A 25068-nucleotide genomic window follows, 5' to 3' on the forward strand; every position below is an offset into this window, starting at 1 on the left:
CAATCTTTGGCTACGACCACCAGACACGACGCCGTCGCCGTTGTCGAGACTTCGGTTGAAGTTTCAGCCTCTTGAAACGGCATCGTCCGGAAATCGAAGCCAGAAAACACCTTCGGAAATTCGAAAATGCGATCTTGGGTGCATGCAGATGCGCCAATCGGTATATAGACATCATTTATTGGATGGGAAGATATTGCATACCATTGTATACTGAATTAAAACGCCGCTCAGCTAGCCTGTCCCGGCCCGCCAGACCTCTCGGCGATCCGGAAGCCAGGCTTCAAACAACACCAGGACGCCGGGATCATCATGAGCTTGTATGAAGACTACCTGAAAGAGATCGAAACGCGCAAAGGCCAGGGTCTGCATCCCAAGCCCATCGAAGACGCCGCTCTCGTTGAAGAGATCGTCGCGCAGATCAAGGATACCGGCAATCAGCACCGGCAAGAGTCGCTCAAGTTCTTCATCTACAACACGCTGCCGGGCACCACGAGCGCTGCCGGTGCGAAGGCGAAGTTCCTGAAGGAAATCATCCTCGGCACGTCAGTTGTTGATGAGATCACCCCGGCGTTTGCCTTCGAACTCCTGTCCCACATGAAGGGCGGCCCTTCCGTCGAGGTTCTGCTGGACCTGGCTCTTGGCGACGATGCCCAGATCGCCAGGGATGCGGCTGAAGTCCTGAAGACGCAGGTTTTCCTCTACGATGCCGATACGGACCGGCTGAAGGCCGCCTATGAGGCCGGCAACGAAATCGCCAAGGACGTTCTGGAAAGCTACGCTCAGGCCGAGTTCTTCACCAAACTTCCGGACATCGACGAGGAAATAAAGGTCGTCACCTATGTCGCCGCCGAAGGTGACATTTCCACCGACCTTCTGTCCCCCGGCAACCAGGCGCATTCGCGTTCCGACCGCGAGCTGCACGGCAAGTGCATGATCTCCGAAGCGGCCCAGAAGGAAATCGAGGCGCTCAAGCTGCAGCATCCGGGCAAGCGCGTCATGCTGATTGCTGAAAAGGGCACCATGGGTGTGGGTTCGTCCCGCATGTCCGGCGTCAACAACGTCGCCCTGTGGACCGGCAAGCAAGCCAGCCCCTATGTTCCGTTCGTGAACATTGCCCCGGTCGTTGCCGGCACCAACGGCATTTCACCGATCTTCCTGACCACCGTCGGCGTGACCGGCGGCATCGGCATTGACCTGAAGAACTGGGTCAAGAAGCTGGACGAAAACGGCAAGCCGATCCTGAACAATGACGACAGCCCGGTTCTGGAACAGAAGTATTCCGTCGAGACCGGCACGGTGCTGACCATCAACACCAAGACCAAGAAGCTCTACAACGATGCCGGTGACGAAGAACTGGCCGATGTCGCTTCCGCGCTGACACCGCAGAAGGTCGAGTTCATGAAGGCTGGTGGTTCCTACGCCATCGTCTTCGGCAAGAAGCTGCAGAGCTTTGCCGCAGAAACCCTCGGCATCGAGATGCCGCCGGTGTTCGCACCCAACAAGGAAGTGTCGCAGGAAGGCCAGGGCCTGACGGCGGTCGAGAAGATCTTCAACCGGAACGCTGTCGGCGTTGCGGAAGGCAAGGTGCTGCATGCCGGTTCCGACGTTCGTGTGAAGGTCAACATCGTCGGCTCGCAGGACACGACCGGCCTGATGACTTCCCAGGAACTGGAAGCCATGGCGGCAACGGTGATCGCACCGACCGTCGACGGCGCCTACCAGTCCGGCTGTCACACCGCTTCGGTCTGGGATCTGAAGGCACAGGCCAACATTCCGAAGCTGATGAGCTTCATGAACAAGTTCGGCCTCATCACCGCACGCGATCCCAAGGACGTCTATCACCCGCTGACGGACGTGATCCACAAGGTGCTGAACGACATTACCGTCGACGATTGGGCAATCATCATCGGCGGCGACAGCCACACCCGTATGTCCAAGGGCGTTGCCTTCGGCGCGGATTCGGGCACGGTTGCGCTGGCGCTGGCCACGGGCGAAGCAACCATGCCGATCCCGGAATCGGTGAAAGTGACCTTCAAGGGCACCATGAAGGATCACATGGACTTCCGTGACGTCGTTCATGCCACCCAGGCACAGATGCTGAAGCAGTTCGGCGACAACGTCTTCCAGGGCCGCATCATCGAAGTGCACATCGGTACGCTGCTCGCCGACCAGGCGTTCACCTTCACCGACTGGACCGCGGAAATGAAGGCCAAGGCCTCCATCTGCATCTCCAACGACGACACCCTGATCGAATCCCTGGAAATCGCCAAGAGCCGTATCCAGATCATGATCGACAAGGGTATGGACAACGCCAACAAGGTTCTGCAGGGCCTGATCGACAAGGCAGACAAGCGCATTGCCGAAATCCGCTCCGGCGAGAAGCCGGCCCTGACGCCGGACGACAGCGCGAAGTATTTCGCGGAAGTCGTGGTGGATCTGGACCTGATCGACGAACCGATGATCGCCGACCCGGACGTGAACAACGCGGATGTCTCCAAGCGTTACACCCACGACACGATCCGCCCGGTTTCCTATTATCGCGGCGAGAAGAAGGTCGATCTGGGTTTCGTCGGTTCGTGCATGGTGCACAAGGGCGACATGAAGATCGTCGCCCAGATGCTCAAGAACCTCGAAAAGACCAACGAGAAAGTCGAGTTCAAGGCACCGCTCGTGGTGGCTGCGCCGACCTACAACATCATCGACGAGCTGAAGGAAGAAGGCGACTGGAGCATTCTGCAGAAATACTCCGGTTTCGAATTCGACGATAACTCGCCGAAGAACACCGCCCGCACCGAATACGAGAACATTCTCTACCTTGAGCGTCCGGGCTGTAACCTTTGCATGGGCAACCAGGAAAAGGCCGCCAAGGGCGACACGGTTCTGGCAACCTCCACGCGTCTCTTCAAGGGTCGCGTCGTGGAAGATTCTTCCGACAAGAAGGGCGAATCCCTGCTGGCCTCGACGCCGGTCGTGGTTCTTTCGGCCATCCTCGGCCGGACGCCGAGCCTCGACGAGTACAAGGCGGCTGTCGAAGGGATCGATCTGACCAAGTTCGCTCCGCCGAACCAGAAGCCGCTCGACGCACGGTCGGTTCATTTCTAAGAGCAAGCTGCGTTCATTCAGAACACAGACGCAATCTCGGGCCGCCCGATCGATGCCGATCGGGCGGCCCTGCTGCATTTGAGGGTCAGGATGGGACGTTGAAGCCAACGAGGTGATTGTTTGGCGGCAGGAAAAAGTGTTCCATGGGAATGGCCGGTGATTTCGGCCGATTTCTTAAATTCATTTCCATGGGGGCTTTCATGAAATACCGCGTGCCCGCAGTTCTTTTTCTTCTTGCCGGCTCTATGCAGAGCGCACTGGCTGACCCGTGTCAGGATCGTTTTACGGAACTCTATCTGCAACTCGATCAGACGACGCCGACCAAGACCCAGGTGACCACCGCCTTCAAGGGCGCGCCGCCGACCACCAATGACTTTTTCTACCTGTCGCAGGATCACTATCTGACCGTGCCAACCTCACCGGAAGGCCCGTGGGTGCTTGGCTACGGCAACGTGCTCTATCAATCCGCTGACCAGGGGGCGACCTGGGAAAAGATCCGCGAGATGGACACCGGCCAGAACGCGGATCAGGCACGTGCCGACAAGGAAACGAACGCAGCCACCATCCGCAACGCGGCCTGCAGCGAGGAAGAGCTGGAGGGTGAGGCCGTGGAGGTGGTGGCCGCGGATATCACCGTCAGCCAAGGCATGGTCACGGAAAACCGCTACACCTACTATGTCCGCCGCAGTGACAATTTCATCGTCAAGGCGATCTACGACAGCAAGGCCCCGTCTTTCGAGATGGTGACCACCCAGGTGATCGAAAAAGCCCCCGGTCTGAACCTGCCGGTGCCGGAGTAAGGCAGCCAGCCAGGCGGAAGGATCGTGGGGCGGACGGCGGGTGTGCCGATTGCGCGGTCTCTTGCGCGGAACAACAGGTGTTTCTGGTAAGCGGATGGCAAGCGAGGCTCGCCCCACCCTCAGATGTCATCCCGGGCTTGACCCGGGATCCAATCCCCATCAGGGCGAGCTCGGAAATCTCTATTGCGTTCAGGCAGTCGCTTTGAGCCTTGGGCAAGTCTTGAGGCTCTGGAAATGAGTGGGCCCCGGGTCAAGCCCGGAGTGACACTTCCGGGTGGGGTGCGGCCTGGCGTTGATCGATGGTTCCGATTTCCTGCCCAAACCTTGGGATCGCCATATCCGCGCAGGCAGCCCAGTTTGCCTTAGCCGCGTCCGCGATAGGGGGCAACGCCCTGGTCGGGGATCCAGACGCCGTCCGGAGCGGGGCCGGTCTGGTAGAAGACGTCGATGGGGATGCCGCCGCGCGGATACCAGTAGCCGCCGATGCGAAGCCACTCCGGATCGAGCAGGTCGACCAGGCGCTTGCCGATGGAAACCGTGCAGTCCTCGTGGAAGGCGCCGTGATTGCGGAAGGAGCCGAGGAACAGTTTCAGCGACTTGCTCTCGACCAGGAAATCACGCGGCACATAGTCGATCACCAGATGAGCGAAGTCCGGCGCGCCGGTGATCGGGCACAGCGAGGTGAATTCCGGGGCGACGAAGCGGACCATGTAGCCCGTGCCAGCCTGCGGGTTCGGCACTTTTTCCAGAACCGCCTTGTCGGGATCGTCGGGAAGTTCGGTGGAAGACCCGAGCTGGGTCAGGTTCTCGTAGATGCTCTTGTCGGACATGACTGTCTCCTGATTTTGAGCCCGTTCCGGGGACACGCTTTTGCGCTGTCGGTGGGTGGGATTCGTGTTCCTGAATGAACTCGCAAAGACCCAAAATTGGGCTTTCGCTTCCCTGTGCCCTGATCCTGAGGAGGACCGTCAGGTCCGTCTCGAAGGATGGGTCGCTTGTTCTGTGCGTGCCGCCCCTCCTTCAAGACGCCGCTGGAGCGGCTCCTCAGGATGAGGGAGCAGTTTTGAAAAGCTTCCTCTCCGTCGTCATCCCGGACGAAGATCCGGGATCGGGGAGGCGAAGGCCTGTCGATTCTGCTCGCGACACCGTTGGCTTCCCGGTCCCGGCTCGCGCTACGCTTGGCCGGGTTGACGCCGGAAAGGCCGGTTCCTAAACCCCGCGCAAATTGCCCCAGATCATCGTGTGAAGCTGCGGCAGGACGGTGGCTGCATACCATCTGTCGGAGGTAACCCGGTCCACAAGCCAGCGCATGCGCTCCATGATGCCGGCCATGTCGATGGTGGCATCGGTGTCGGCTGCCGCCGGCGGGGTGTGGTTGCCCGGCTGCAGGAAGCAGCTGAGGTGCGGATAACGGTCTGAGACGTCCCGTGCGAAGGCATAGTCCGCCTCGTCGAAGACGACGACCTTCAGGACGGTCTGGGTCTCCGGCCCTGCGGCCTCGACGCATTCCGCAAGACGCTGCCAGTCGGTGGTCATGCCCGAGGACGGCGGTTTCGGGCTCAGCGTCAGGACGTCGAGATCGGCAAACCAGTCCCTGGCGAGGCTGCCCTGCGTTTCCAGCGCGAAACGGTAGCCCTCTTTCCGGCCGAGCTCGATCAGGCCTCCAAGCGGCTGGATCGCCGGATTGCCACCGGAAAGCGACACTGTCAGCGGATTGCCGCCGGACAGGATCTCCACCTGCATCAGGATGGCCTCAGGCGTCATCGGGCACCATTCGTCCCGATGGGCGCTGTCGACCGCATGCAGCGTGTCGCACCAGGAGCAGCGGTAATCGCAGCCGCCGGTGCGCACGAACAAGGTGGGTTGGCCAATCAGGGCGCCTTCGCCCTGAATGGTGGGGCCAAATATTTCGCTGACCCGGATCTGTTCGATACTCATGCCGCACGCGCCCCCGGATAGACGAGGGGACGGAATTCAGCGCAGGTCTTCGGCGTTTCCTTCACGCGAACGGCCGAGGTTTCCGGCCAGCGCTGGCGGCACCAGTTGTAGAAATAGCGCGCCATGGTCTCGGCGGTCACGCAATCATTGCCGAGCACGTCATTCAGGTGCCGGTGGTCGAGCGTGTCGTCGATGAAGCGCTTGAATTCGGAAAGTTCGCGGTAATCGCGCACGAAGCCGATGCCGTTCAGCTCTTCCGACATCAGCTCCACCTCGACCACATAGTTGTGGCCATGCAGGCGGGCGCAGGGGTGGTCTTCTCCCAGGCCAAGGATCTGGTGGCTGGCGGAGAAGTGGAATTCCTTGGTGATCCTAAACATTGCACGCCTCCTTCCAGAACGCTTCGTCTGCGTAGACCGTCGGGTCGATGCCACCGGCCAGGTGAAAGGCTTCGCGCCGTTCTACGCAGGTGCCGCAGCGCCCGCAGTGAACCTCGCCGCCCTTGTAGCAGGACCATGTCTTGCGATAGTCGACGCCAAGCCTCAGTCCCTCGGCGGCGATGTCCGCCTTGGAGGTGTGGACGTAAGGCGTGAAGAGGCTGATCTCGCCCATGCCTTCCAGCGCATGGCGCTGCATGGTCTCGAAGCTTTCGGTGAAGGCCGGACGGCAGTCCGGATAGATGAAGTGGTCGCCGCCGTGGACGGCGGTCGCGACCGCTTCGGCACCGCGCGCGCTGGCAATGCCGAAGGCAATGGAAAGCATGATCGCGTTGCGGTTCGGCACAACGGTGATCTTCATGGTTTCCTCGGCATAATGCCCGTCCGGCACGTCCAGATCGTCGGTCAGCGCCGAGCCGGTCAGCTGGCGGCCGATATTGGAAATGTCGATCAGGATATGCTCGGTGTTCAGCTCATCGGCACAGGCCTTCGCGTAGTCCAGCTCCTTCTTGTGGCGCTGGCCATAGTCGAAAGAAACGAGGCCGATCAGCTCGTGTTCCCGCGCAACCTTGTGCGCAAGGGTGACGGAATCCATTCCGCCGGAACAGATGACAAGTGTTTTCAACGATGTGGTCCCTTGTTTTCGCTGGCACCGGGTAGGCTGCGACCGGTGGTTCCCTTTTGGGGAACGGCGCGCGTTTTAGCAGGTTTTCGCGAAAAGGGAAGGGTGGGGCGTGCCTTGAAGGATTTTCAGGAAAAGCAGGAAAATCGACAACGCGGGCGCTTTAGGCCCAGATCGCCATCCTCAGGCCGCGCTCATCGCGGCGGAAGTCCTTCGGAAACGGTTCCGCTTCTCCCCGAAAGATCCGCTCGGCAATCAGGCTGTTGGCGGCGGCATCCAGAAGGTCGTCGCGTCCGCAGCCGCGCGGGGGGGTCTGGTCAAGAAACTCTCCGGGCAACCCCTTGGAGACGAGAAGGTCCCGCCGCTGGTCGAGGCCTGCCGGGTTGGCGCGGCTCTTGACCTTCTTGGCCAGGCTCATTTCCGCTCCGCCGTTGAGGCGCCAGAAGGCAAGTTCCGGGTGCACCTCGTGGACGCATGTCTCCAGCTCCGGTGTCATCAGGGCGTCGATTTCCCGCATTTTCGGGAAAAGGAAGAAACACTGCTTGGAGACTTTTTTCGGCGGGTTGGACGTGGCGAGTGCCGTGTTGCAGGCCTTCAGGTAATCGTCTTCATAAACGGCTGGGCGGGCGGGTACGGTAAACACGGAGGATTGGCGCATGCCAAGGTGTTTGCGAGCAGCCTTTTCCGGGCCGCGACCGCCAGGGCCGATGCGGTCCGGCATGCCGATGGGCATGTCGACAGCGACAATCGCAAGATGCGGGGTGTGTCCGACAATATCCGCGAAGGTCGGAAAGACGATCAGATCCAGATCGGCGGGGTCTTCCAGATTGCGGATGACCGCAACCCAGCCGGCCTTGCAGCCGTCGACGCCGGCAACCCTTGTGCCTGCCCCGTCAGGCACGGGCCTTTGCTTCCAGAACCCGGCGCGAGGTGACGAGAGCCATGGCCTTCACCACGGAGTTCTGTTCCTCGGCGAACAGCAATTCGTCCGCGCCCTTGCGCACGCTGCGGGCAACCAGTTCAAAAACGGAGGCCGACGCACGTTTCAGGGCTTCCTCGTCGTTTTGACCGGCCAGAAGGTTGGACAGGAACAGGCCTGCGATCAGGTCTCCGGTACCGTGCGGTGGATTGGCGATGGAAGCATGTTCGGCGGCAACGGCGCCGCGCGGGCCTGCCAGAAGGTTGGCAATGGCATTGCGGCGCAGGGCTGGCGAGGAGGTCACCATCACGCGCTCGTTGCCGAGAACCCGGGCGGCGGCGAGAGCCTGCATTTCGCTGTCGATCTCGCGGCCCGTCAGCCAGCCGAGTTCAAAGGCGTTGGGCGTGACGACATCGGCCAGGGGCACCAGCTGGTCTCGGATTGCCTCGGCCGTTGCCGTGGGCACATAAAGGTTGCCGCTGCCGTCGTGCTGGTCGCCCATAACCGGATCGCACAGGTATGGCGCATCCGGAGTGTGGGTCTTGACCGCCTTCACAAGTGACGCGATGGCGGCCGCCTGTTCCGGATTGCCGAGATAGCCGGAAATCACCGCGCCGACTTCTGCCAGTTTCGGGGATGCGGCAAGATCCTCAACAATGGCTGTGAAGTCTGCTGCAGGGGCAACGATGCGAGTGCCCTTGCCCTGTCCGGGATGCCAGGGCAACAGGATGGTCGGCAGAAACCAGACATCGTGGCCGATCCGTTCCAGCGCGAAGGTCAGACCGCGTCCGCTGATACCGCCACGGACCACCTGGGAGGTGATCACCAGAACCGGCTTTTTCTGTGGCTCGGGGGCGCCCGGCTGCATCATGGGATGGTGTTCCTTCCGGGGTCAGGCAGCGTCGGAAGACGACTTGCTGCCGGTGCCGTAGCGCTTTTCGATATAGTCCAGAACCATCTGCTTGAACTCGTCGGCAATGCCGGGACCACGCAGGGTCATGACCTTCTCGCCATCGATGAAGACAGGGGCTGACGGTGTTTCTCCGGTTCCCGGCAGGGAAATGCCGATGTCGGCATGCTTGGATTCGCCCGGGCCATTGACGATGCAGCCCATCACGGCCACGTTGAGGCTTTCGACACCCGGATATTGTTCACGCCACTTGGGCATGGACACGCGGATGTGGTCCTGAATGTCCTGGGCCAGTTCCTGGAAGACGGTGGACGTTGTGCGGCCACAGCCCGGGCAGGCGGCCACCACCGGCACGAAGGCGCGGAAGCCCATCACCTGCAAAAGCTCCTGCGCCACCTGCACCTCGCGGGTGCGGTCGCCGCCGGGTTCCGGCGTCAGCGACACGCGGATGGTGTCGCCGATGCCCTGCTGCAAAAGGATACCCATGGAAGCGGCGGACGATACGATGCCCTTGGTGCCCATGCCGGCTTCGGTGAGGCCGAGATGCAGGGCATAGTCGCAGCGACGGGCGAGATCGGCATAAACGGCGATCAGGTCCTGCACCTGGCTGACCTTGGCCGAGAGGATGATCTTGTCGCGGCCCATGCCGAGGCCTTCGGCGCGCTCGGCGGACAGAAGTCCGGACTGGATAATCGCTTCGCGCATGACAGCCGCTGCTGAAACCGGATTTGCACTTTCGGCATTCTCGTCCATCAGCTTCGTCAGAAGCTCCTGGTCGAGTGAGCCCCAGTTGACGCCGATCCGGACCGCCTTGTCGTGCTTCTGTGCGATGTCGATGATCTGCGAGAACTGTGTGTCGCGCTTGGCCTTGAAGCCGACGTTGCCCGGGTTGATGCGGTACTTGTCGAGCGCTGCGGCGCAATCGGGATAGTCGGTCAGCAGCTTGTGGCCGATGTAGTGGAAGTCGCCGACGAGCGGCACATCAATGCCGATCCGCTCCAGCCGCTCCTTGATCCGTGGCACCTGGGCCGCAGCTTCTGCACGGTCCACCGTGATGCGCACGATTTCAGACCCGGCACGAGCGAGCGCGGCCACCTGCGCGACGGTTGCATCGGCATCCGCCGTGTCTGTATTGGTCATGGATTGGACCACGATGGGTGCATCGCCGCCAACCATCACATTGCCGACCTTCACACCGACGGAGGAGCGGCGGGGCAGGGCTTTCGCGAAATCATCGATCATCACAGGAACCAACGGGTTTTGAGCGTTTGCCCCTCATATGAGGGAACTGGGGCCGACTTTCCAGCGCATGATTAGGGCGTGCGGCAAAAAAGGGCAATGGCAGAGCCTCGGCAAAGGCAGGTCGATCTTCAGGCTCGCGGACGTTGCCACATGGTTTTCAGCCCGCTATGAGCTTGCATGGGCCGGCCCTAACCGTCGGCCGTCTTGTTGTGGAGGGTGCTGCATGTTGAAACGGTTGCTGTCGGACTCTGTTTCCATTGTCTTTGGCAATCTGGAAACCGTGTTCAAGGTTTGTGGTGGCTGGTTTCTCCTGCAGTTTGTGCTGTCTCTCTTCATTCTGGCAAATGGCGCGCAGATCGATGAGGCGACCGCGCCTGAAGATATTTCCGGAACGACGGTCCTGCTGCTGGTAACGACCATGGTGATTGCCCTGCTGTCGTCCGCTTCCATTTCGGTCGCCTGGCACCGGTTCGGTCTGTTGAACGAGCGGCCCGGACCGCTGCACTTTCGCGTCGGCGCTGTCGAGTTCCGTTTCATCGGGCAAATGCTTTTGTTGTCGCTGGCCGCGGTCGTTGTCGTGCTGCCTGCAGGGCTGGTGATTGGTGTGCTGTCGAGCCTGTTCAACAGCACCGCCATGACGGTGGTTTTGTGGATCGTCGCGTTATTCATTCTCGCCCCGTTCCTGTTCCGCCTGAATCTCAGCCTGCCGGCCGTTGCCGTTGAGCGACCGCTCGGCTTCAGTCAGATGCTTCAGTTCGGAAAAGGCCTCGGCATGCCGATGTTCCTGGCTGCGCTCATCCTGATCCTGCCTTTTGTCGCCGTTGGCGAGGGGCTGCAGTATCTTCTTGGTCTTTTGTCCGGAGGCCTTCCGGCGGCCCTCATCCAGATGAAGATCCTGGTGCTGAACGTGCTGGTGCAGATCATCGTTACCGTGCTGGGAATCTCGATCCTGACGGCAGGGTACCGGATCGCGATGGAACGGCCGGAGGGGGCTGGTGCGCCGGCCTGAATCGCGTATCCTGCGGCCGTTGCAAGCAACCGGAGCAGACCATGTTTTTCACCGTTCTGGAACGTTCGCTGTCGTTGGCGCAGCACAATTTCGGGACGCTTCTGAAAACCGGCTGGGCCTATATCCTGCTTCTGGTTGCCCTGAATTTCGCCATCGGCGGGTCGCTGATGCCGGAAAGCGGCTTCAAGACCGTTTCCTACATGACCGAGCCGGTGGCCGCTGCCGATGAAGGCGCGCTCAGGGCGCTGGCCGCCATTGCCAACCTGCTGGTCGGCTTTTCCATCGCCATTGCCTATGTCCGGCGCATCCTGATCGACGCGCGGGATTTTCCGGTTACCTTCGGGGCGCGCAACATACGCGTCATTCTCAACCAGATCGTCCTCAGCCTGATCGGCGCCCTGTCACTGATACCGCTGGTGATTGTTTCCCTGCTGCTGGCCGCGGTCACGGCGGGCATCGGACTGCTGCTCCTGTTTCTGGCACCGTTCGTTGCACTGATGGTGGTGCAACGCTTTTCCGTCGTGCTGCCGGCATCGGCGGTGGATGATCCGCTGACGCTCAAGGAAAGCTGGCGGGCAACGTCCGGGCTTGGCTGGGCCATGGCCTTTGCGGCGCTGGTGATGAGCCTGCTTGCAGGTTTCCTGGTCGGCATCTGGGCGGTTGTTCTTGGCGTCTCCGATGGATTGATGCCTGCCAGCGTCTTGTGGCAGCAGATCCGTTCGGCGGTCTTTCCGATGGGCACCATGCTGATCCTGGTCTGGGCGTTTGCCAGCCTGCACGCGACCTTCTACGGCCTGATCCGCGAACGCTTTGCCGCGCAACTCGGGCTTCGACAGGAAGATCTTTCCAAAGTGGAGGAAACGCGGGATGCCGCCAGGGCCCGTGCACGCAAGGCGCTTGAAGGGGCGCAGCGCATGAACCGGCGTTGATGAAGGCAACATGGATCAAATTTCATCATTCCGATGTTGCAGTGCGGCGATAACTGGTCGAATGTGTGCCTGAAATTTTCTGTTCTGACGCCTTGTTGCCTTCCGTGGAAGGCAGAATGAGGCCAAGCCTTTCAACGATCCGTTTCCGGATGGCCGGACACTCCCGGCCGATGATCCGCCGATCAAGGGAGATCCCAAATGCTTGCCAACAAAACCGCCGTCATCACCGGATCCACTTCGGGCATCGGGCTCGGATGCGCCCGCGCCTTCGCGGAAAAAGGCGCCAATGTCGTGATCAACGGGTTGGGTGATGCCGATGAGATCGAAAAGACCCGGGCCGCCATCGAGGCGGATTTCGGGGTGCGCTGCACCTATTCGCCGGCGAACATGCTGAAGGGCGACGAGATCGCCGGCATGATCGCCGATGCGGAAAAGGAATTCGGCGGTGTCGATATCCTGGTCAACAATGCCGGCATCCAGTTCGTGTCGCCGGTCGACGAATTCCCGGTCGACAAGTGGGATGCCATCATCGCCATCAACCTGACGTCCGCCTTCCATGCGATCCGTGCCGCGCTGCCCGGCATGAAGTCCAAGGGCTGGGGACGGATCATCAACACGGCTTCCGCCCACGCGCTGGTCGCCTCGCCCTACAAGTCCGCCTATGTGGCCGCCAAGCACGGCATTGCGGGGCTCACCAAGACCGTGGCGCTGGAAGTCGCCCAGCAGGGCATCACCGTCAACGCCATCTGCCCAGGCTATGTCTGGACACCGCTGGTGGAAGCGCAGATCCCCGACACAATGAAGGCGCGCAACATGACCGAAGAGCAGGTCAAGAACGACGTCATGCTGGCCGCGCAGCCGACGAAGCAGTTCGTGACCATCGAACAGGTGGCGGGCTATGCGGTTTTCCTGTGCTCCGATACGGCATCATCGATCACCGGCTCGATCCTGCCCATCGATGGCGGCTGGACCGCACACTGATCCACGCTGCTCGCGGTGCGGGCTGATGCCCGCCCGCGACCATCGCCGAACCACCGGAACAAGGGAGCCGTCATGGCCGCGCCTAAGAAGATCAACCTTGCCCTTCAAGGTGGCGGCGCACACGGCGCCTTCACCTGGGGCGTTCTGGACTGGTTCCTGGAAGACAAGCGGCTGAAGATCGACGCCATCAGCGGCACGTCGGCCGGTGCCATGAATGCGGTGGTGCTTGCCGGCGGCATGCAGGACGGCGGCGAAGACGGTGCGAGAGAGCGCCTTGAAGCTTTCTGGTACGAGGTCAGCCGACAGGCCAAATACAGCCCGATCCAGCGTTCTCCGCTGGACGTGTTCCTGGGGGAGTGGAGCCTTGATCATTCCCCCAGCTATCTGTTTTTCGATGTGCTGACGCGGTTTGCGTCGCCTTACGAATTCAATCCGCTCAACGCCAATCCGCTGCGCGATGTTCTGGAAAAAACCGTCGATTTCGACCGTGTTCACCAATGCGAACACATGAAGATCTTCGTTTCGGCAACCAACGTCTTCACCGGCAAGATCCGGGTGTTCAGCGAAAAGGAAGTCACGCTGGATGCGGTGATGGCATCTGCGTGTCTGCCGCAGGTGTTCCAGGCGGTGGAAATCGAGGGCGAGCCCTATTGGGATGGCGGCTACATGGGCAATCCGCCGCTTTATCCGCTGTTCTACGACACCGACACGCCGGATGTGATGCTCATCCAGATCAACCCGATCGAACGGCGCAAGGTGCCGAAGACCGCGCGGGAGATCGTCAACCGGCTCAACGAGATTACCTTCAATTCCACGCTTCTTCGCGAACTCCGGGCCATCGACTTCGTCACGCGCCTGATCGAGGAAGGCAAGCTGTCGAGCGAGGAATACATGAAGGTCAACATGCACAGGATCTCCGCCGGGGAGCTGAAGCCGTTGCAAGCCTCATCGAAACTCAACGCCGAATGGGCGTTTCTCACCGATCTCAAGGACCTTGGGCGCAAGACCGCGCAGGAATGGCTCGAGCGGCACTATGACGACATCGGCAAGCGCTCGACCATCGACGTCAAGGAAGAGATTTCCTGACGGACGGACAGCTCAATTTCTTAACCTTTTGTTAGCCGTGTTTGCAGGTGGCGTTGCAATTTGCAATGCAGCAGATGTGAAGAAAGTCTAAACGGAATCAGCATCTTGTGTCAGGCGATTTTAGTTGAACCAGATCTGGTTTGAATGGCTTTGAAAACAAATTGGCAAGGCTTTTGCGTTTTGATTGGCACGCTGATTGTCAGGTAGTGCGTCGTCAGCGCTTAGATGGACGGAAGGAGTGGGCACTCGCGACCCCGCCTGCTTCTTCCCTCCCTCCCTTGCTTCCCGGCGATGATGCCCGCCCTGCGGCAAAGGATCGCCACGATGTGAAGCGGATCTGCCTCATTTTCTCACTTTTTCAATCTTCTGATCGGATACAGTCCTTCAACCGCCACAAGTGCGACCTATCTTTAGGTGGAGATTGGCAAAGGGATTCGCGATGAAAAACAGGGTGACCCGAGTTCTTGCAGGCTGCGTTGGCGCCATGGCCCTGCTGGTGGCAGCCGGTGGAGCACAGGCTGGCAGTGACCAAGAGCGCATGGCCGAGATCAAGGAAAAGGGCGGTTGCCCCGGTTGCGATCTTCGGCTGGCGGAACTTCGTGGTCTGGTTCTTGAAAACGGTGATTTCGGCCGTGCCAATCTGCGGGAAGTCGACCTCAAGGAAGCCTTGTTGAAAGACGCGAACTTCAAGGGCTCCGATTTCCGGCGAACGGAAGCCGAGCGGGCGGATTTCTCCGGCAGCGATTTTTCCGGTGCGAACATGCGCTCCGTCGATCTTGAAAAAGCCAATCTGAACAAATCGAATTTCCAGGATGCGGACCTTCGGGACGCGGACCTGAACACGGTTGAGGCAAATGGAGCCGTTTTCGACGGCGCGGACATGCGCAATGTCCTGTTGACCCGGTCGATTGCAGACGCGGCTTCCTTCAAGGGTGCCAAGATGGATGATGCCAACCTTGAGCGCGTGGACCTGAATGGCGCCAACTTCCAGGATGCCCGCATGCGCCAGGCCAAGCTCGACAGGGTCAAGGCTCATAACGCCAATTTTTCCGGGGCGGATTTCACAGGCGTGCGGCTGGTCAGTTCGGACCTGACGGGCGCAAATCTGAAGGGTGTTGATTTCGATGGCGCTCTTCTGCGCCGTACCCGTCTCGCCGGTGCGGATCTGTCGGGTGCCTATAATCTCGACCCCAGCCGCATCCTCGGTGCCTGCGGCGACGAGAACACCAAGCTGCCGAACGGCATCAAGCTCGTCCCCTGCGCCTACTAGGTGCGTCCGAGCGGTTCTCCGTCCATATCCGACTTGCCACTTCGCAAAGTGAGCGTTTCGGCTTTGCCGAAACGCGTGCACGGGTTGCGCAATGATCACGCCTGCAGGACAGGTCAAGCCGGCTTGATCTGAACAACTTCCATGCGTTCCCGGGATGTATGTCCCGAACAGGCTGATTTTTCGGCGTGTCGGTCGACTGGAAACAAAAAATGCTGCCACACGTGGTGCGGCAGCATCTTGAACATTGCGGAAACGGGCTTCCTAGAACAGGTCGAAGGCGAAACGGTAGGTGACGCCGGCACCGATGCTGAACTGGTTTTCGCTGCCGTTCTTGGCGATCGGGCTGTCCGCTGCGTCGCCAACCAGACGGTCATAGCCACCTTGCAGGTGCAGGCGGACGTCGTCGTTGAAATCGTAGCTGGCGCGGGCCGCCAGGCCGACACTCTTGAAGCCGGCGCTCGGGTTGAACTTCGTCAGGCGACCACCGCTGTTGGCTGCTTCGGTCGAGCTCACGCCGAAATAGGTGTCCATGTATTCGTCAGAAGCAAAGCCCGCACGCGGACCGAAGCTGACTTCCCACTTTTCAGCGGGATAGACGATGCCGTCGAGGCCGAGCTGACCAACCTGGCCCGTGTGCCCGTTGATGCCCTGACGCAGTTCGGCGAAAGCGCGGAAATGCTCGGTGCGGAAACCACCGCCGAGACCGAGTTCAAGCGCCCAGTCGATGGTGTTGGTGCCGGTCAGATCGGTGCTGTCGCTGGCCTTGCGCTCGCCGATGAAGTTGAACGACGGGTAGAAGAACACACCAGACTTGCGGCGGCCATCGACAACCTGGCCCAGGCCGGGGAAGTAGAAGCGGCCGACCGAAACGATCGGGAAGGGGTAGACCAGATAGGAGTCTGCAGCCTCGTAACGCGGCTGGACAATGGCGCCGACACCGAGGTCAACCACGAACTGGCGGTTCGCATCCTGCTCAGACAGGTCTCCACTCTGCGCCAGAGCGGCTCCAGACACAGCGCTTAGAGCAAGCGCCAGCGCGGCGCGCGTCATCAACTTGAACATTCAACCCCATCCGACAAGGAATTCCGTTGGCAGGAAGATAGCACGAGAAGGGCTTACACAAACCCTAAGCTGAGAGGGTTTTGCCGGACTGTTGCATTTCCGCACCGCCCTGTTGCTGGTGCGAAGCTTAAGCACAATCAAATGTCGGTGACGCTGCCGTCTTGCAGCAGGGCTGTCAGGAAGCTACATGAGGGCAAGACCAGATTTCGAACGGCAACGGACCGGACCATGACCGCACTCTTCAACGTGATACTGCTCGCCCTGGAACTCTACACGTATGTGATCATCGCCAGCGCGATCTTCTCCTGGCTCTATGCCTTCAACATCGTCAATTCGAGCAATCAGATCATCAATTCCATTGGCCGGGTTCTCTACAATCTGACGGAGCCCGCGCTCCGGCCGATCCGGCGGTTCCTGCCCGATCTCGGCGGTGTCGACATTTCTCCGGTGATCCTGCTGCTGGCGATCATCTTTGTCCGCCAGCTGATCATCCTGAACATCCTGCCGATGTTCCGAGGCTACTGAGGCCCTCGCCATGCAGAGCCCGGGCCGGTGTGCCGGGGCTTCAAACGATTGCTCCGGCTTCCTCGTCCCAAATGCTTCAAGCGCATTTGCATCGGAATGGCGGATCGCAACAGGATATTAAAAAGCCCGGGTCAATCGCCCGGCCTCTAAGCCTAAGTGTGGTTGCAAGCAAAACGGCTCCAGCGTTTGGCGAAGCAGACATTCGCGCCAGGTAGGCTCGCAGGCGCTTCCCGGCCCAATGGGGCGTTCGATCAGTCTGTGGCGAAGGTCTGCTTGGAGCCCAACGCGGTCTTTGTGATTTTGCGCTGCGCGCGCACGCAGCGAAGAAATCGCTGCAAACGCTCTCTAAATGCTTCGGCTTTGCGGTAGTAAAAACTGCCATTCATAGACGGTGCAAAAACCGACGTTTGTGAGACTGCCTTTAGTTTCCGTCTCCCCCAAGAGATCACATAGACTACCCTCTGGCTCCCATGCTACTAAACCTCATGCACAAATCGGTCCGACATCAAACCATACTGCCCGGAATAGATGCAGTCTCGATCAAGTCAGACCGTACCTTTCCGCGCCATTCACATGACGAGTTTGGGTTTGGATACGTTGTTGCGGGTGGCCAGGAGAGTTGGAGCGGGCGGGGGCTCGTTGAGGCAAGAGCGGGCGATACGATCACAGTCAATCCTGCCGAACTGCACGACGGTATCGGGCAAAAAGGGCAACCTCGGCACTGGCGCATGCTGTACCTTTCTCCCGCAGCGCTTTCGGAATTCAGCGAAGCTGCAGCGCAGAACGCTGAGTTCTCGCGCCCAGTCAACAAATCCAGACGGGCTGTAAGGCTGACCATTAATGCCATCAACGAAGTGACGCTCGACCAGCCCGACCGAGACCACGCCGAGCAGTTGGTGATGCTAGCTTTGGCGGCGCAGCTTGATCGGAGGATTAATGGCGACGTCCGAAAGGCACCATCTTACTCGAAGGATGTTGCAATTGCGCTCGACATGATCCGACAGAATTGGGATGCGCCCTTGTCGCTCGCTGACTTTGCTGCGGCCACGGGCACCAGTAAGTTTGGCCTACTTCGAAGGTTTTCGCGCGAACTCGGGGCAACCCCCCATGCATATCTCACGCAACATCGCATAAAGCGGGCGAAAGACATGATCGTTACGGGGTCTTCGCTCGCCGATACGGCGGTCGCTTGCGGATTTGCGGATCAGAGCCATCTGACACGCACTTTTTCCCGCCAGTTTGGCCTGACACCAGGATGCTTTGTCCAGCCAGCCACCCACTGATCCGCAATATTGTTCAATACCCAAGAACTCCGGATGCCTACTGTCCTCCCAAAAAAGGGGACACTATGCGATTTTTGTATTCTCGACACATGCAGCACACGTTTCCCGAGCGGGTGACGGGCATCATCGAAGTGGAGGGTATCCAACCGAGTGTCGCAGTTGCGCCCTATGTTGCAGAGCTGACCGCGCGGGCGCTTGCACGTCTGGAAAGAGAGACCGAAGGCAACTTGCCCGAAATACAAGCATGGCGGCGGGCCTATTCCACCATGGGATTGAAACCGACGCAGTACCGATGTGCGGCAGAGGCTCTGTTGAGGCGGTTGCGCAAGGAAGGGTCGCTCCCGCAGCTGCATCCGCTGATTGACCTTTGCAATGCTGCATCTGTTGCCTACGCTGTACCCGTCGCAGTGTTCGATCTCAATCACGTTGCTGGTGATCTTGAGGTCAGACAGGCCCAAGGAGACGAAACGTACATCGCGTTCTCCGGCGACACAGAAACGCCCGACCCTGATGAAGTCATCTTCGCTGACGAAGACAGCTACGCCCACGCACGCAGATGGGCGAACCGACAAAGCCGGAAGTCCGCCGTGTCTGCGGAAACGACCCGTGCCCTGATCATCACTGAGGCGCTGCATGAGGGCGGCGCAGAGGATGTTGCGAAGCTTATGGATAAGCTTTCAGGAATGATCGTGGGCACCTTCGGGATCGCAGGCCGAACCGAACTGCTTCTGACGCCGGATGCAATCTACCATTCGGAGAACGCGGGGACCTATAGCCGTGTGGGTTGAATTCCTGATCACGTCGCTGATCGTCGTCATCGCGCCGGGCACCGGGGTGATCTATACTGTCGGTGTGGGTTTGGTTCGAGGTGCGGGTGCGAGTTTCGCGGCCGCGGCAGGCTGCACTTGCGGGATCATACCGCATATGACCGGGGCCATTGCCGGACTTGCTGCACTTTTGCATACCAGCGCAGTTTTATTCCAAACCTTCAAATGGGCGGGCATTCTTTATCTGCTCTATCTGGCCTGGTCGATACTGAAGGACGACGGCCCGATTCAATTCAAAGCAGAAGGGAACACCGGCCCGCTGCGCAACGTCGCCGCAGCGGGCTTCCTAATCAACATTCTGAACCCAAAGCTATCGATCTTCTTTTTGGCGTTCTTGCCGCAATTCGTTCCTACTGACACCACTTCGCCATTGGCACAGATGTTTGTCTTGAGCGGGATATTCATGGCGATGACCTTTGCCGTCTTCATCTGCTACGGAGCGTTCGCCTCCCGCGTCCGGCTATATGTCCAGCGGACACCATCCGTCATTGCATGGCTGAAGCGGGGTTTTTCAGCTGCATTCCTGTTGCTGGCCATGCGGCTGGCCATTCAAAGTAACTAACTTGAGGTTTGAAGATGAGAAAGACACCAGAACAATGCGACACGATGGCAGAGCTTCGCATCGAAATCGATACCATCGATAGTAAGCTGATCTTACTTCTCGCAGAACGGTGCCAGTACGTCGACCGAGCTACAGTACTCAAAGTCTTGGAGCGCTTACCGCCAAGGACAGAAGACAGAATTTCTGAGGTCTTGGAGGCAGTTCGTCGGCGAGCATCTCAAGCTGGATTGGATGAAACGCTCGCGTCACAGATTTGGTCAATGCTGATTGACTGGGGCGTCGCATATGAAGCCAAACGCATGAGTATCGATGAGCACACGGTCCCTACCAACCGCTAAGAACGTGGGGGGGGCGCTCTTCCGTCATGCAGCGCCATCGCGTGTGACGATTGTTGCACAAAGCAGGGTTTTTTCATAAGCAGCAACGACCGGTTTGACGCTGAGGCCGGATAAAAGGTGAAATGCGTGCTGCGCTTGCGATAGCATTCTGCGTCAGCGAAGGCTGAAAAAACAAGGTCGGGTTTGTCCGCTCAGTTGCCATTCAAGGCTCTATGGCGTGGTTTTATTAGTCCACGATTCCCTGCGTACTGAAACCACCCCATACGGCAAATGGGTGACCAAGAACGGCGGCGCAGTCTGCGCGGTACTGCAGACCGATATGAAAGTCGACGACAGCGATGGCGGTTATGGCATTCACCGCAGTTCCCTTGACCGCAGGATGCTCTAGCTTTTCGGCTTGGGGTATCGCTTGACACCCTTCGGGAACCCGGCGTTCACGCCGGGAATTTTCAGCGTGCTGGTGTCCCACCCGTTGGCTTTCAGCGCGCCCGGCAGCCAGAACCCAACCGAGTTTGACAGCAGCTGGTCACCGTTGATCAGCGAATACTTGAGCCGCATCATGAAGGCATCGATGTCATCCGCCGAGGTCAACGGGTAATCTCCGGGGATTTGCTTCGATAACACCGTTTCAATGTCGTCGACGTTGTAGAACGCATTCCGCGCGATCTGGGTGCGATTGTAGACACCCAGCCAAGCGGTCTGCGAATAAAAACCGTAAGTCGCGGCATTGAGATCACTGGTAAACACTTCAAGCGGGCACTGTGTGATCACCGAAACATTGGTGCAGGGGGCCACCGCATAGGGCATGATCAGGATGTTCTCTGCCCCGATCTTGCCGTCGCTCAAGACAGGCAGGGCCGCCGCAAGCTGGTTGGTCGACAAGGTCAGTCCCGCCCCATAATTGGTGCCGATGGGCATGTGCACCACAACACGGGCGTCAGCCCAGTTGATTGTGTCGGTGTTGTTGGCGATCATCATTTGCAACTCCTGGACACTGTTGAGTGCCGCCAGCATGAAGGTGCCGATCATCACGTTGTTGAACGGCACTTCATAGCGCTTGTCACCGCCATTGTAGAAATCTTCCGCGACCGACTTGGCGTCAAAATTCTTCACCTTCCCGGCACGGACACGTTGGACATAATCCAGCGCCATCCACATCCCATAGGTCATCATGGCGTTGATCTCGTCCGGGCGTTCCTTCCAGGAGGGCGCCTCCAGCTTGCTGATCCAGTCAGGGTTAAGCTTCAGCTGCGATGCAGCATGGGCGATGCGGGCCTCCAGGTCCGACAACAGCTTTTCAAAGAGCGGAGAGTTGTCCGCCTTCAGAGCCGCAAGATAGGCCAGGGCGGGGCCAATGTGCGACAGCGCCGTCGCCTGCACGAAACCTGTGGCCGGGTCGTTGCGGGTGAGCACATGCTCCAGCAACTTGCCAGCGGAGGCCTGTTTGCCGTCATAAACAAATACACCGTAGCCATTCACGATGACCAAGGGACCATCGGAGGCAATAGGGCCTGACCCGCCGTTCTTGGCCACCACTTGCGCCAACGCCCAGCCGATGCTGGGGTTGTCTGCACTGCCTTGGCTGCGAGGGAAGATGTTGAAAAGGCAGGTGAACGTCGAATCCACGCTTGGCGGGGCGGCACAAGGATCGGTGCTTTGCGCCCTGAGCGGCAGGGCCAGGCCAAGGATCAAAACGAGAGCGAGCACGGGAACCGAATACAGACGCATATCAAAACCCCTTTGGCTGACTATGCGCGCAATCATACACACTCAAGATTGAGTTGGCATGGGAAGACCACACAAAGTTGTCTCCGAAGTATGGTAAACCCAGTCGTTCCCTTATGTTGACTTCACATCAGGCTTACTTGCGTTCTGACCCCAGGTCCGCTTTGTCCAGTTCTGCTGCCGTTCTTACACGTCGCGACGAAAGTCCGGTTCCCGTGCAACGAACGGCGGTTTTCAGGGCCGGGGAAGTCGCAGTTTGTTACTTGTTTCAGATTTTCAAAGCATGTCCGAACCCTGAAAGCCCTGCTGGTCCAAGGGGTTCGGCTTAAGCTTTTCGTCTAAGCCCACTTTTGGGTTAGGGGCTGGGGTCAATCACCCGGGCTTTTTGCTGGCCGGTGGCTTCAGCCTTCCAGCTTGCGCGCCTCATCGGGCAGCATGATCGGGATGCCGTTGCGGATCGGGTAGGCAAGCTTGGCGGTGCGCGAAATCAGTTCCTTGGCGTCCGCGTCATATTCCAGCGTGGTCTTGGTCACGGGGCAGACCAGCAGTTCCAGCAGCTTGCGGTCAACCGGGCGTTCGGTCGGTTCTGTCATCTGGGAGTGTCTTTCAGGTTGGAGCGCCACGTTTGGAGCACTCACTGCAAGGTGGTGCCGCCGTCATTCTGCGAGCGGGCAATGTCCATTTCGGTGATGGCAATCAGGGTTTCGGCACGGGTCTTCAGGTCGCGGGCTTCCAGAAGGGCCTGCTTTTCCTGCGGGCCGTAGGGGCACATCATGCACAGGGCGTTGACCAGCACCTCGGTTTCGGCTTCCGACACGCTTTGCCAGTCAGCTTCCAGGTTGTTGGCGTCCAGATAGTCGCGCAAGGTTCTCAGAAGGCTCGTCCGGTCGACTTCCTCCTCGCCCTGTCCGCACTTGAGGTCATGTGCAAAGGCGGAGAAATCGCACTCGATCTGGCGGAACCTGCTGTAGTCCTCAAGCTCGCGCCCAACGGCAAACCTGGTGATGCCCTGCAGCGTGATCAGGTATCGCCCGTCGCCGGTTTCCTGAAAGCTGGTGAGCCTTCCGACGCAGCCGACGCTGGCAAGAGCCGGATTGTCCGGATCGTCCGAATGACGGTCGGGTGAAGGCTGCACCATGCCGATCAGGCGGTTGCCGGCCAATGCGGCATCCACCATGTCGATATAGCGCTGCTCGAAGATGTTCAGCGGCAGCTGTGTGCGAGGCAACAGCAACGCACCGGCAAGCGGAAACACGGGCAGGACCGGCGGCAGATCCGCAATGGTCTCGTAAATGGCATTTCCCGCCTGCATTCCAATGCCTTCTTTGTTTTCGTTATCGCAGCATGACTGCCAGCTTCGTGCTGTTTCCTAAATGTGTGTCAGTTGCGGCGGTCGTCAAGAAAACAGCACGGAGGAAAGCTTGCGACGGCCGTAGGCGCTGGCCGGATCCTTGAAGCCCCAGGCTTCGAAGAATTGCAGCAGCTGCTTGCGCGCGCCGTCCTCGTTCCACTCGCGGTCGCGGCGAACGATCTCGATCAGTTCGTCGACTGCGCCTTCCTTGTTGCCCTTGCCGTTGAGGCCAAGAGCCAGGTCGAAGCGGGCCTGCAGATCAAGCGGATCCTTGGCAATGCGATCCTGAAGCTCGGCAAGGTCGCCAAGGGATGCTGCCTGTTCGGCCAGCTCCACCGCGGCCTTGGCGGCCACATAGGCTTCGTCGGAGTGTTTTTCTTCCGGAACCAGTTCCAATGCCTGCTTGGCCCGTTCCAGATCGTCAGCACCGATATAGCACTGTGCCAGGCCGGCAATCGCGGTCACGTTGTCCGGTTCCATCTGCATCACGGCGCCGAAAAGCTGGGCAGCCTGACCATAATCCTTGGCCAGCAGTAGCTCTGCGCCCTGCTCCAGGAAGGTGTCGGTCTGGCTGACCGGTGCAGGGCCGGCAACGCGCTCGATAAATGCCTGGATCTGGCTTTCAGGCTGTGCGCCCATGAAACCGTCCACCGGCTGGCCATCCTTGAAGGCCACCACGGCCGGGATCGACTGGATACCCATCTGGCCGGCAATTTCCGGATGGTCGTCAATGTTCATCTTGGCCAGCTTTACGCGGCCGCCAGCGGCTTTCACCGCAGCTTCGATGATCGGTGTGAGCTGCTTGCACGGACCGCACCAGGGTGCCCAGAAATCAACCAGAACCGGTTGCTGGCGGGAAGCTTCCATGACATCGGCCATGAAGGTCTGCGTCGTGACGTCAAAAATGAGGTCGCCTGCAGGGGCGTCGCCACCACCGTTGCCGCCGCCCATGCCGCCACCGCCCATTTGGCCGCCATAACCGCCACCCATGCTGGCGCCAAAGCCGCCGCCGACCTGGCCGCCGATGCTGTAATTGCCGTTGCTCATGTGCCGCCTCGAATTTTCCTGCCGGTGCCTGGGGCCTGCCGGCTCAAAGTGAATGCCGTTGAAGGGTTGATTTGGCCCATAACATGGAGCCACTGCGCGCGAAATACAAACGCCTTCGCCTGCCGAAAGTGGGTGACCGTTACAGGCCCGCTGCCTTGGCCTCTTCGCTGACCGCCAGAACCTGCGCCGTGTGGCCGCAAGCAGAGGCGAATTTCAGAAGGTCGGTAGCGGAGATCGCCGTCGTCGCGTTGTTCTTCAACGGGTGATAATTCAGCACCTCATGTTGCATCATGGCTGCGTCGAACACGGGCGTGACCCTTTGGGCTTCGCGGTCGTTGATCAGCGAGAAGGGGGTCACCGAACCCGGTTCCACGCCCAGCACCTCCATCAGAAGATCGGCATTGCCGAAAGATACGCGCCCTTGAGCGCCGATGATCTGGTGCACTTTCTTCAGGTCGATTTCCGCGTCGTGCAGGGCAACGATCAGAAACAGCCGTCCCTTCTTGTCCTTCACGAACAGGTTCTTGGTGTGGCCACCGGGAATGCGGTCATGCAGGTCGCCGGACTCGGCAACTGTAAAGACGGGCTCGTGATCCACCGTCGTGACAGGGATCCCGAGTTCCTCGAAATAGGCCAGTAGGTCGTCGCGTGTCGCCGGCATGGGTTTTCCTGAGAATTTTGAGAGCTTTTGCGCTGTCTAACGCGATTTGGCTGCCGGCCACAAGAGGTGAAGGGTAGAAAAAGCGGCAGAAATCTGCGATTTTCCGGCTTTGATTTCACAGGAAATCCACAAATCGACGGCTAAAAAAATTTCTTCAATTTCGGTGTTGCAATCCGTCTCAGCATAGTTCATATACTGCGCCACCGACGCCGAGGCGGTCACCGCCACGGACCAGGGACGCTATGCGGGCGTAGCTCAGGGGTAGAGCACAACCTTGCCAAGGTTGGGGTCGTGGGTTCGAATCCCATCGCCCGCTCCAATTCGACCGAAGGGTCCTGAAAACCAGCATTCGAAAGAATGCTGGTTTTTTTGTTTTTGCTCCGGGATTGGCGGCTTGCCGGGCGCTATCGGCAGTATTTCAAGGTTCGTCTAAACATTGATA

25 protein-coding genes and 1 tRNA gene are annotated in these 25068 nt (G+C 59.5%); 13 read left to right on the forward strand and 13 right to left on the reverse strand.

Annotated elements, in window-relative coordinates; all coding sequences use genetic code 11:
• The first annotated feature begins 309 nt into the window (after window positions 1-309).
• The gene (locus HCG46_RS22310; RefSeq protein ID WP_168687405.1) at window positions 310-3102 is read left to right on the forward strand and encodes a bifunctional aconitate hydratase 2/2-methylisocitrate dehydratase; all 2793 of its coding nucleotides are present in this window, start codon (window positions 310-312) and stop codon (window positions 3100-3102) included.
• Between the two features lie 143 nt (window positions 3103-3245).
• Window positions 3246-3902 carry a hypothetical protein gene (locus HCG46_RS22315; RefSeq protein WP_168687406.1) on the forward strand — a complete coding sequence of 219 codons (657 nt, stop codon included), beginning with the start codon at window positions 3246-3248 and terminating at the stop codon, window positions 3900-3902.
• 362 nt (window positions 3903-4264) lie between these two features.
• Here HCG46_RS22315 and queF read toward each other — a convergent pair whose 3' ends face one another.
• The 7 genes from queF to ispG all read right to left on the reverse strand — a co-directional run bounded on the left by queF (window position 4265) and on the right by ispG (window position 9970).
• Window positions 4265-4732 carry a preQ(1) synthase gene (gene queF, locus HCG46_RS22320; RefSeq protein ID WP_006937960.1) on the reverse strand — a complete coding sequence of 156 codons (468 nt, stop codon included), beginning with the start codon at window positions 4730-4732 and terminating at the stop codon, window positions 4265-4267.
• A gap of 379 nt (window positions 4733-5111) precedes the next feature.
• Window positions 5112-5840 (reverse strand): 7-carboxy-7-deazaguanine synthase QueE, encoded by a 729-nt coding sequence (queE, locus tag HCG46_RS22325; RefSeq protein ID WP_168687407.1) that lies wholly within the window; start codon window positions 5838-5840, stop codon window positions 5112-5114.
• Entirely contained in the window at window positions 5837-6220 is a 384-nt protein-coding gene (queD, locus tag HCG46_RS22330) for a 6-carboxytetrahydropterin synthase QueD (protein WP_055659875.1), read from the reverse strand. Before queD ends, queE begins: the two co-directional genes overlap by 4 nt.
• Entirely contained in the window at window positions 6213-6902 is a 690-nt protein-coding gene (gene queC / locus HCG46_RS22335; protein WP_077291507.1) for a 7-cyano-7-deazaguanine synthase QueC, read from the reverse strand. Before queC ends, queD begins: the two co-directional genes overlap by 8 nt.
• A 160-nt stretch (window positions 6903-7062) precedes the next feature.
• On the reverse strand, window positions 7063-7800 hold the full coding sequence (locus HCG46_RS22340; RefSeq protein ID WP_168687408.1) for a DUF429 domain-containing protein: 738 nt from the start codon (window positions 7798-7800) through the stop codon (window positions 7063-7065).
• Window positions 7793-8689, reverse strand: a complete 897-nt coding sequence (gene pdxY, locus HCG46_RS22345; RefSeq protein ID WP_168687409.1) for a pyridoxal kinase — start codon at window positions 8687-8689, stop codon at window positions 7793-7795. Before pdxY ends, HCG46_RS22340 begins: the two co-directional genes overlap by 8 nt.
• A gap of 21 nt (window positions 8690-8710) precedes the next feature.
• Window positions 8711-9970, reverse strand: a complete 1260-nt coding sequence (gene ispG / locus HCG46_RS22350; RefSeq protein WP_023002763.1) for a flavodoxin-dependent (E)-4-hydroxy-3-methylbut-2-enyl-diphosphate synthase — start codon at window positions 9968-9970, stop codon at window positions 8711-8713.
• Between the two features lie 223 nt (window positions 9971-10193).
• Between ispG and HCG46_RS22355 the strand changes: the two genes are divergently transcribed.
• From HCG46_RS22355 to HCG46_RS22375, 5 genes are all read left to right on the forward strand, one after another.
• A complete protein-coding gene (locus tag HCG46_RS22355) occupies window positions 10194-10979 on the forward strand; it encodes a hypothetical protein (RefSeq protein ID WP_023002764.1) in 786 nt (261 codons plus the stop codon).
• A 41-nt stretch (window positions 10980-11020) separates the two neighbouring features.
• Window positions 11021-11908 carry a 4-hydroxy-3-methylbut-2-en-1-yl diphosphate synthase gene (locus tag HCG46_RS22360; RefSeq protein ID WP_077291512.1) on the forward strand — a complete coding sequence of 296 codons (888 nt, stop codon included), beginning with the start codon at window positions 11021-11023 and terminating at the stop codon, window positions 11906-11908.
• Window positions 11909-12106: 198 nt separating this feature from the next.
• On the forward strand, window positions 12107-12889 hold the full coding sequence (locus HCG46_RS22365; protein ID WP_023002766.1) for a 3-hydroxybutyrate dehydrogenase: 783 nt from the start codon (window positions 12107-12109) through the stop codon (window positions 12887-12889).
• 72 nt (window positions 12890-12961) lie between these two features.
• Window positions 12962-13975 carry a patatin-like phospholipase family protein gene (locus HCG46_RS22370; RefSeq protein WP_031270129.1) on the forward strand — a complete coding sequence of 338 codons (1014 nt, stop codon included), beginning with the start codon at window positions 12962-12964 and terminating at the stop codon, window positions 13973-13975.
• Window positions 13976-14414: 439 nt separating this feature from the next.
• Complete coding sequence (locus HCG46_RS22375; RefSeq protein ID WP_023002768.1) at window positions 14415-15245, forward strand: pentapeptide repeat-containing protein; 831 nt, start codon at window positions 14415-14417, stop codon at window positions 15243-15245.
• A gap of 261 nt (window positions 15246-15506) precedes the next feature.
• On the opposite strand, the gene HCG46_RS22380 is transcribed toward HCG46_RS22375, so the two are convergent.
• Entirely contained in the window at window positions 15507-16307 is an 801-nt protein-coding gene (locus tag HCG46_RS22380) for a MipA/OmpV family protein (RefSeq protein WP_023002769.1), read from the reverse strand.
• A 228-nt stretch (window positions 16308-16535) separates the two neighbouring features.
• On the opposite strand from HCG46_RS22380, the gene HCG46_RS22385 reads away from it, so the two are divergent.
• From HCG46_RS22385 to HCG46_RS28700, 5 genes are all read left to right on the forward strand, one after another.
• Window positions 16536-16832 (forward strand): YggT family protein, encoded by a 297-nt coding sequence (locus HCG46_RS22385; RefSeq protein WP_023002770.1) that lies wholly within the window; start codon window positions 16536-16538, stop codon window positions 16830-16832.
• Window positions 16833-17317: 485 nt separating this feature from the next.
• A complete protein-coding gene (locus HCG46_RS22390; RefSeq protein WP_031270132.1) occupies window positions 17318-18115 on the forward strand; it encodes an AraC family transcriptional regulator in 798 nt (265 codons plus the stop codon).
• Between the two features lie 65 nt (window positions 18116-18180).
• Window positions 18181-18903 (forward strand): phenylalanine--tRNA ligase beta subunit-related protein, encoded by a 723-nt coding sequence (locus HCG46_RS22395; protein WP_168687410.1) that lies wholly within the window; start codon window positions 18181-18183, stop codon window positions 18901-18903.
• Complete coding sequence (locus HCG46_RS22400; protein ID WP_353621831.1) at window positions 18893-19504, forward strand: LysE family translocator; 612 nt, start codon at window positions 18893-18895, stop codon at window positions 19502-19504. The genes HCG46_RS22395 and HCG46_RS22400 overlap by 11 nt, the downstream gene beginning before the upstream one ends.
• 44 nt (window positions 19505-19548) lie before the next feature.
• A complete protein-coding gene (locus HCG46_RS28700) occupies window positions 19549-19842 on the forward strand; it encodes a chorismate mutase (protein ID WP_023002777.1) in 294 nt (97 codons plus the stop codon).
• 384 nt (window positions 19843-20226) lie between these two features.
• Here HCG46_RS28700 and HCG46_RS22410 read toward each other — a convergent pair whose 3' ends face one another.
• From HCG46_RS22410 to HCG46_RS22430, 5 genes are all read right to left on the reverse strand, one after another.
• Window positions 20227-21606, reverse strand: a complete 1380-nt coding sequence (locus HCG46_RS22410; RefSeq protein ID WP_168687412.1) for a DUF5624 domain-containing protein — start codon at window positions 21604-21606, stop codon at window positions 20227-20229.
• A gap of 362 nt (window positions 21607-21968) precedes the next feature.
• The gene (locus HCG46_RS22415; protein WP_031270137.1) at window positions 21969-22160 is read right to left on the reverse strand and encodes a Trm112 family protein; all 192 of its coding nucleotides are present in this window, start codon (window positions 22158-22160) and stop codon (window positions 21969-21971) included.
• Between the two features lie 41 nt (window positions 22161-22201).
• The gene (locus HCG46_RS22420; RefSeq protein ID WP_023002780.1) at window positions 22202-22879 is read right to left on the reverse strand and encodes an LON peptidase substrate-binding domain-containing protein; all 678 of its coding nucleotides are present in this window, start codon (window positions 22877-22879) and stop codon (window positions 22202-22204) included.
• An 84-nt stretch (window positions 22880-22963) separates the two neighbouring features.
• Window positions 22964-23965: a thioredoxin gene (gene trxA, locus HCG46_RS22425; RefSeq protein WP_205838627.1), complete on the reverse strand. Its 1002-nt coding sequence runs from the start codon at window positions 23963-23965 to the stop codon at window positions 22964-22966.
• A 139-nt stretch (window positions 23966-24104) separates the two neighbouring features.
• On the reverse strand, window positions 24105-24626 hold the full coding sequence (locus HCG46_RS22430) for a prolyl-tRNA synthetase associated domain-containing protein (protein WP_168687413.1): 522 nt from the start codon (window positions 24624-24626) through the stop codon (window positions 24105-24107).
• Between the two features lie 244 nt (window positions 24627-24870).
• Between HCG46_RS22430 and HCG46_RS22435 the strand changes: the two genes are divergently transcribed.
• A tRNA-Gly gene (locus HCG46_RS22435) sits at window positions 24871-24945 on the forward strand.
• Window positions 24946-25068 lie beyond the last annotated feature (123 nt).

The organism is Labrenzia sp. PO1 (assembly GCF_012273635.1).
Classification (GTDB): Bacteria; Pseudomonadota; Alphaproteobacteria; order Rhizobiales; family Stappiaceae; genus Roseibium; species Roseibium algicola.